The organism is Kitasatospora sp. NPDC047058, from assembly GCF_040643935.1.
In the GTDB taxonomy this organism is placed as follows: domain Bacteria; phylum Actinomycetota; class Actinomycetes; order Streptomycetales; family Streptomycetaceae; genus Kitasatospora.
The window spans coordinates 1-7,478 of sequence record NZ_JBEYVJ010000336.1; the positions used below are offsets into that span (position 1 = coordinate 1).

At 71.1% G+C, this 7,478-nt stretch carries 7 protein-coding genes and 2 pseudogenes; 4 read left to right on the forward strand and 5 right to left on the reverse strand.

Going from position 1 to position 7,478, the window contains the following annotated elements:
• Positions 1–145 precede the first annotated feature (145 nt).
• Positions 146–748, reverse strand: a pseudogene (locus ABZ885_RS31920) (ATP-binding protein); the annotation flags it as partial.
• 11 nt (positions 749–759) lie between these two features.
• Positions 760–2,379 (reverse strand): IS21 family transposase, encoded by a 1,620-nt coding sequence (istA, locus tag ABZ885_RS31925; protein WP_360196361.1) that lies wholly within the window; start codon positions 2,377–2,379, stop codon positions 760–762.
• 287 nt (positions 2,380–2,666) lie between these two features.
• Here istA and ABZ885_RS31930 point away from each other — a divergent pair, with 287 nt between their 5' ends.
• Positions 2,667–2,798 carry a hypothetical protein gene (locus tag ABZ885_RS31930; RefSeq protein ID WP_360196346.1) on the forward strand — a complete coding sequence of 44 codons (132 nt, stop codon included), beginning with the start codon at positions 2,667–2,669 and terminating at the stop codon, positions 2,796–2,798.
• Positions 2,785–3,060, forward strand: coding sequence for a hypothetical protein (locus ABZ885_RS31935; RefSeq protein WP_360196349.1), 276 nt, complete (start codon positions 2,785–2,787; stop codon positions 3,058–3,060). Before ABZ885_RS31930 ends, ABZ885_RS31935 begins: the two co-directional genes overlap by 14 nt.
• 91 nt (positions 3,061–3,151) lie before the next feature.
• Here the strand turns inward: ABZ885_RS31935 and ABZ885_RS31940 are convergent, their stop codons facing one another.
• Positions 3,152–3,745, reverse strand: coding sequence for an isochorismatase family protein (locus tag ABZ885_RS31940; protein WP_360196352.1), 594 nt, complete (start codon positions 3,743–3,745; stop codon positions 3,152–3,154).
• A 282-nt stretch (positions 3,746–4,027) separates the two neighbouring features.
• Here ABZ885_RS31940 and ABZ885_RS31945 point away from each other — a divergent pair.
• A pseudogene (locus tag ABZ885_RS31945) lies at positions 4,028–4,444 on the forward strand (hypothetical protein); the annotation flags it as partial.
• A gap of 166 nt (positions 4,445–4,610) precedes the next feature.
• The gene (locus ABZ885_RS31950) at positions 4,611–5,219 is read left to right on the forward strand and encodes an RICIN domain-containing protein (RefSeq protein ID WP_360196363.1); all 609 of its coding nucleotides are present in this window, start codon (positions 4,611–4,613) and stop codon (positions 5,217–5,219) included.
• A gap of 406 nt (positions 5,220–5,625) precedes the next feature.
• On the opposite strand, the gene ABZ885_RS31955 is transcribed toward ABZ885_RS31950, so the two are convergent.
• Both ABZ885_RS31955 and ABZ885_RS31960 read right to left on the reverse strand, forming a co-directional pair.
• Positions 5,626–6,618, reverse strand: coding sequence for a hypothetical protein (locus tag ABZ885_RS31955; protein ID WP_360196355.1), 993 nt, complete (start codon positions 6,616–6,618; stop codon positions 5,626–5,628).
• Complete coding sequence (locus ABZ885_RS31960; protein ID WP_360196358.1) at positions 6,615–7,208, reverse strand: SigE family RNA polymerase sigma factor; 594 nt, start codon at positions 7,206–7,208, stop codon at positions 6,615–6,617. Before ABZ885_RS31960 ends, ABZ885_RS31955 begins: the two co-directional genes overlap by 4 nt.
• Between the last annotated feature and the right edge of the window lie 270 nt (positions 7,209–7,478).

A 7,478-nucleotide genomic window follows, 5' to 3' on the forward strand; every position in this document is an offset into this window, starting at 1 on the left:
CCTTCAGGTCCGAGGGATACCGGCGTCGTTCCGTCACAGTTGATCAATATCGCGGACACGGACCCGGCCGCCACGAGATCCTGGAACCGAGTCCGTGCCGCACTATTCAAAGCCGGACAGTTGGGGGGAATCCCCTATCGAACGCCCTCTCAGTCAGCACCTGGAACAGCAGTTCGGCTCCACGGCGGTCGAGTTCCATGTAGCCGAGCTCATCGATGCAGAGCAGGTCGACGCGGCCGTAGCGTGCGATGGTCTTGGCCAGCTGCTTCTCGTCCGCGGCCTCGACCAGCTCGTTGACGAGCTTGGTGGCCAGCACGTACTTGACCCGGAAGCCGGCCATCGCGGCCTCGGTGCCGAGCGCGATCAGCAGGTGGGACTTGCCTGTGCCGGAGTCGCCGATCAGGCAGAGCGGCAGCCCCTTCTTGATCCACTCGCAGGCCGCGAGGGTGTGGACCGTCGCCGGGTCGATGTTCGGGTTCGCGTCGAAGTCGAACTTCCGCAGCGACTTGTCCCGCGGGAAGCCGGCGGCCTTGATCCGCCGTTCCGACCGTCGCCGGGCCCGGTCGTCGCACTCGGCCATCAGCAGCTCGGAGAGGAAGCCGAGGTAGGACATCTGCTCGCGGGCGGCGCTCTCGGCGAGTTCCGGGAACTGGGTTCGGATGGTGGGCAGCCTCAGCATCCGGCAGGCCTGGTCGATGGCGGCGGTGGCGGCCTGCTCGGTGATTCCTCGCTGGCGGGGGAAGGTCACGGCGTTCTCCTTCAGGGGGTCGGACGGTCCGGTCGGCGGTGTCGCAGTAGCTGGTCGTAGTGGGCCACCGAGGGCAGCGGCCTCGTGTCGGGCGGAAGCTGGGCCAGGCGCCGCTCGGTCAGCGAGGTCACCACTGCCCGGTCCGTGGCAGGCGGCCCCAGTCCTGGAGGAGCCCCGATGTCGGCCTCGGCGGCCTTGCGGGCCTCCAGCGCGACCGCGTCCGCAGTCAGCGCGCCAGCCCGGAGGGCTGCGGCGAGGCCAGCGACCAGGTGCTCGTGGGGCAGGTGGCGGCCCAGCAGCAAGACCTCGATCAGCGCGCGGGTCCCGTCGCGCTCGCCGTGTGCCTTGCGGGCTGCCGCCCACCAGGCGTCGTGGACCGGGGTGAAGCGGCCCGCAGAGCGGGCCTGGTCGAGCGCGGTCGCCCCGGGTAGGGCCCCGGGCTTTCGGACCAGGGCCTCCAGATAGTGGTCCAGGTCGAGCCGGGTGCCGCCCTTGGCGATCAGCCGCTCATGCCGGGCGACCTCCTCCCGGCCGTCGTAGACGACCAGCTCGGAGGCATGCAGCATGACCCGGACAGTGCGGCCGATCAGCCGGACCGGCACCGAGTAGCGGTTGTTGCGGACGCCGATCTGGCCGTAGCGGTCGACCCGTGGGGTGAACAGCCGGCCCGTCTCGAACGGCTCGTCGGGCAGCGGTGCCAGCAGCGGTTGCTCGGCGGCGAGGTATTCGCCGATGGTGCGGGGCCGGGAGCGGATCCGGCGGGCCTCATCCTCCTCGTCCCACCGGTCGATCATCGCGTTGAGCTCGGCCAGCGTCGCGACGTCGGGGACGGGGACGAGGTGGTTGCGGCGGAACCAGCCGATCTGTCCCTCGACGCCGCCCTTCTCGTGGGCGCCGCCAATGCCGGGCTGGCAGTAGAGGACATCGAGGCCGTAGTGCGAGCGGAACGCGGTCCACCGCTCGGCCTCCACACGCTGGCGGGAGAAGCCCAACACCCGGGCAACGGCAGCCCTAAGGTTGTCGTAGCGGACTCTCCCGGTCGGCACTCCGCCCAGCGTGTTGAGAGCGTGGACGTGGCCCTCGAAGAACGCCTCCTGCCCGCACGAGGCGAAGATCCGGTGCACCGCCTTGCAGGAGTAGGACAGGCGGAACGCGAACAGGTAGCAGGTCACCAACTCGCCGGCCAGACGCACCGTCACGTCGCCGAAGTCGACCTCCGCCTCCGCGCCGGGCTTGTGGGTCTGCGGGATGAACGCGTCCACCACCCCGCGGCCCGCCTGCAGCCGGATCTCCCCGCGGCGCTCGGCCACGTAGCCGCGGACCATCTGGTAAGAGACCTCATCGGCACCGTGCTCGTCCACCAGCCGGTCGAAGATCCGCTTCACCGTGTGCCGCTGTTTCCGCGGCGCATCGAGGTCCGCCCGCAGCATCTGGTCGATCAACGGCTTGAACGGATCGAGCCGCGTCGCCCTGGGCGCCAACTTCTTGCGGGGCTCAGGCCACGCCGACTCCAGAGCCTTCTTCACCGTCAGGAAGCCGACCCCGTACTTCCGCATCAGAGCACGGTTGGACAGGCCAGTACGCGAGTCACGGCGGATCGCCGCGTACAGATCGACCTTGGACTTCGGCAGCACCCGGGCCCCTTCGTCGCGCAGTGCACAACCATGGTCCCGAAGCAAGCACCCAGGCGTTCTCAAAACTCGGCGACATCACTCTCCCGTGGCACGGGGTGCTCTCGTCGATCAGCGACAGGTGCTCTCACAACTCGCGTATAAAGCCAGGGTGTCAGTGGGGACGGGAATACTGCCGTGGACCCGAAGGCAGGGGAGTGGCATGGGCTTTGTCGACAGGGCGCCGGCGCCGGTGTCGGACGAGTGGGCGGGCTGGCTCGCCTACGCGGACGAGCTGATCGCGGCCGGTGATCCACGGGGAGAGGCGATCCGGCTGGAGCACCGACATCGCGATCGAAGGGGCCGACGACCACGAGCTGGACCGGGTACTCGCCGGTCTCGGCCTGGCGCAGGAAGGTGACGCCGATGGCGTGGAGTGAGGAAGCGTACTGCCGCTGCCTGGAGCTGGAGCGGCGCGGCTACGCCTGGGTGATGGAGCGGCACGGGGGCATGTCCCCGGAGCAGGCCGAACAAGCCGCCCTGGAGTGCTATCCCTACGAGCCTGCCGACGACCCGTACCGTGGGCTGGTCTTCCACGAGGAGTCGTGGCACTGGGCGATGCTGGCGATCCACGGGTACCACTACGTATCGGAGCACCCGGAACTGGTGGACCCGCCCCCCGAGTACCGGGCTCTGCGTTGATGCGGGCCGGGCTCCGCGCGGTCGCGGCTGGCCTCTACCGGTGCGGGCAGGTCGCGGTTGCGGCCTGGGTAGCCGGGGGGCGCGGAGCGGCTCAGGTGAGGACGACGGGGCGGCCGGTGAGGTGGACGCCGGCCTGGCGGAGTTCGTGGAGGGCCGCAGTGGTGGTGTCGGTGGCGACGCCCGCGGTGTAGTCGAGCAGGACGCGGACGGTGAAACCGGCTCGTGCACCGTCCAGTGCGGTGGCCTTGACGCAGTGGTCGGTGGCGATGCCGACGACGTCGACATGGGTGACGTTTCGGGCACGCAGCCACTCGGCGAGCGGGGTGCCGGTCGCGGTGAAGCCTTCGAAGCCGCTCTTGGAGGCGGAGTGCGCGCCCTTGTAGAAGACCTCGTCGACGGTCCCCGACCGGGCGGCCGGCGCGAAGTGAGGGTGGAACTCGCTGCCGTCGCTCCCGACGACGCAGTGCACGGGGAAGGAGCTGCTGAAGTCCGGGCGGTCGGAGAAGTGGCCGCCGGGGTCGACGTGGTGGTCGCGGGTGGCGACGATGTGCTTGTACATGGTGCCGGCGGTGCGCTGGGCGAGGTCGGCGATGGCGCGGGCCCGGTCGGCTCCGCCCTTGACCGGGACGCTGCCGCCCTCGCAGAAGTCCTTCTGCACGTCGACGACGATCAGTGTGCGGTGCATGGCGCAACCTTTCCGGCGGATACTCGTGTCCCTGATCCGTGCCCCGCCGGAGTGAGGACGCTCCCGCTCCGGGCGCATGGTTCACCCGACCGCCGATCAGTTCAGCGACTGCCGCGCCCCGGAGCGGCGTCGAGCAAGAGGGTCCGGCAGGGCGCTTGACGGTCTCCTCCGCGGGCACGGCCGGACTGGAGGCGGCCGGGCACGTCCCGGGTCTGCCCCGTTCCGATACGGGTTCCACCGCCCGGGGCGCCGGGCGTTGCGGCACGCAGCACGCGATCGCGGTTGCGTAACGAGAGCACCCACCCACCGGGAAGATCACCGGCCTCGGCTGCGGCTACCTCGGAACCACCCACGCCGCCGCCATGCCAGAGCTCGGCCACCAGGTACTCGGCATGGAGCCAACCCCGACAAGGCCAAGGACCTCGGCACCGGCCGGGTGCCGTTCCACGAGCCGGCCTCGACGAACTCCTCACCAAGCACACTCGCGCCGGCACCCTCAGCTCCACCGCTTCCTACGCCGAAGCCGCCGACCACGCCGGCCGCCTCTTCATCGGCATCGGCACGCCCCAGCACCCGAGGCCGGCGCCTACGATTTCAGCCACCTCACCACGGCAGTCCGCCGGCTCGCCCCGCCTGCGCGACGGCGCCTTGGTTGTCGGCGAGTGCACCGTTCCGGTCGGCACCACCGCTCAACTGCGCCAGGTGCTCGACGAGCGCGCCCGCCCAGGCGCCGCATTCGTCGGGCCGAGGAGGCGCCCCGGGGCATCTACTCGGTTTCCCGTACGCGACGTGCCCGCGCGTGATGGAATGGCAAAGTCGCGTGCTCATGACAGTTCGCTGCGCATAGGAGACCCTGTTGAAGCGGATGATTTCGTTCCGGCGCCTTCGAAGTGCGGTCGCGCTCCTGGCCTCACTGCTGGCGGTCGTGGTGGCCACTGCCTCGCCCGCTCAGGCCTATCCCCGCGATTGGGGCTACCTCTACAACCAGGCGAGCGCGTGGTGTGCGGATCTGCCCGACACCGGCCCGGTGTACAACACCTACGTGTACGAGCACGAGTGTGTCAGGGACTGGCTGAAGGACAACCAGCTCTGGGGCTTCCAGGCGGTGCCGGACGTGCTGCCCCGCAACCGCGACGGGTCCGTCTCGCAAGCGTTCGTCATCAGGAACGGGAAGAGTCAGCAGTGCATGGACCTCCCCGGCACCGGGTGGGTGGCCAAGGGAACCCAGGTCTGGATGCACGACTGCGTGCCGAACACGGGCGACAACCAGCTGTGGTACTGGGACAGGAGCCCGAGCGACCACTACTACGAGCTGCGGCACCTCGCCACCGGCTGGTGCCTCGATGTGGACGGGTGGGGTGGCCAGCAGAACGGTCAGCCGCTCACCCTGTACACCTGCTCCAAAGACGAGACGTGGCCTCCCGGCGCCTCCGAGGACGACGACCATCTCTGGAGCGTCCTGGGTCCGCAGTAGCGTGCGGTGCTCGGCGGCATGTGGCTCGGCACGACGGACCAGCGGATCTACCGGCAGCTCGGCATTCCGCTGGAGGACGACACCGCCACCGATCCCTGACCGCGTGAGACCAGGAGTACGAAGGGGCCGGACTCCCGCAGCACCGGGGAGCCCGGCCCCACCGCATGCCCTCAGCGGCGCATGCCCTCCAGCATCGCGGTCCTGCGCGGCACGGTCGCCCCGGCCTGGCACTCCAGCGACGGTCCCATCAGCCTGTGGCCTGCGCGGGGCAACGGCTCGGGCATCGCCGACCCCACCATCCTGCGGATCCTCCCCCTGCCGCCGATCCGACCGGCCGCCCGGATCTCGCGTTCAGGGGCGGTGCCTCCCACCAGGGCGGGAGGCACCGGGCGGCCGGACCGTGGGATCACAGCTCCTTGGCGTAGCCCTTGTCGTCGTCGGAGTCGTAGACGAGCTTGCCGCCGCTGTCGTAGCCCTTGATGTGCGGGGCGCGGGTCACCGGGGCATCGAGGGTGCCGGTGGCGGCGAACCAGCCGTGGTCGAGGGCGGCGTCCACGGCCGGCCCGCGCCCGTAGGAGACCGTCACCCGGGCGACGGAGGGGCCGAAGGTGCCGATGCTGCCCCAGCGGTACGGCAGCTTCCAGGGGTGGCCGTCGAGCATGGCCTGCCGGTAGAGCTTGCCGGCGTTGACGTCCGGGTCGACCAGTCCTGCCGGGCCGCCCGCCCGAGGGCCGGCGCCGCCACTCTGGACGCCGGAGGTCTTGCCGTCGGTCTGGTGGCAGACGATCCGGTCCGGGTGCTGGCCCTGGCTGATGCCGACGACGACGATGCCGTCGCCGGGGGCGTTGTCGTCCCCGGTCTGCTTCATGGCCATGAGGATGCGGTAGTCGGAGAGGGCGCCGAGGTCGTGGGTGGGCCGGGGCGGACGCGTGGTCTGCGTCTGCGCGCCCGGCGTAGTGGTCGGTGCCGGGGGCTGCGTCTGCCGGTCGAATTCCAGGCACTGCCCGAGTGCGGTGGCGGCCTGCGCGAAGGTGATGCCGTCGGCCAGTTGGGCGGGCGACGACGGGGGCTGTGGCTCGGCCGCGGGTGTCGCGCCGGTCGTCGCCGCGGCTGCGGAGGGCGAGGCGGAAACGGAGGCGGGGGCGGGCGCGGGGGCACCGCCCGCGGCCGAGGCCGCCACTGTTCCCGGGCCGTCGTTGCCGTGCCTGCCGACGGCGAGGGCCGTGCCCGACACCGCGATCAGGCCGACCAGCGCGGCCGAGAAAGCGACAGTGCGGCGCCGGCGGGCCGCGAGGCCCTGCCTGCGGATTGCCTCGTACGGCGCCTCGCCCGGGGTCCGGTTCAGGACGGTGGCGGCGAGCTGATCACGGAGCGCCGCCTCGAAGTCCGGTTCGGTCATGGTGTCCCTCCCATAGCAGTGGTGATGAGGTCGTCGGTCCCGGCGGAGATCCGGCCGGGTACGGAGCGGTCGTCCGGGGCTGCCGGGCCGGCCGGCACGGCCACCAGCCCTGAACGCGCCCGCAATTTGGCCAGCCCCTTGGAGGCCTGACTCTTGACCGTGCCGAGCGAGCAGCCCAGCGCTTGGGCGGTCTCGGCCTCGGTGCGGTCGTCCCAGTAGCGCAGGACCACGACGGCGCGCTGACGGGTCGGCAGCGCGGCCAGTGCCGCCAGCAGACTGCGCCGCTGGTCGATCTGGTCGACCGCGTCGTCGGCTGCGGTGACGTCCGGCAGCACCTCGGTGAGCCGTTCGGCCACCCGCCGCTTGCGGAAGCGGTCGCTGTTGCAGGTCACCAGCATCCGCCGGACATAGGCGTCCGGGCTGTCGGCCTTGCTGACCCGCCGCCAGGAGCGGTAGGCCTTGGCGAGCGCGGTCTGCGTCAGGTCCTCGGCGTGGTGCCAGTCGCCGGTGAGCAGGTAGGCGGTTCGTACCAGGTGTGTCCACCGGGTACGGGTGAAGGCCTGGAAGTCGGCCTCTTCTTCTGCGTGCATCAGCACCCCCTCAGCCCTCCAGACCACGCCTTCTGCGCCCCGGGTTGCCCAAGCCGCCGAATTCCGGTGACACGGGGCGGATGTGGCCGGGCGGACCACGACGGGAGCCCGCGACCGGGGCCGGACGGCGGAGCGCCCCGGCACCAGGGGCTCGGTCCCCGCCTGGCGGGTCGGGGCAGTTGAGGGCGCGGCCGGCCGGGTTGCGCAGGCGGCCGGCGGAGGGGGACGACGCCCGCAACTGGGGCCTGGTGGTCTACGACGAGGTGCACC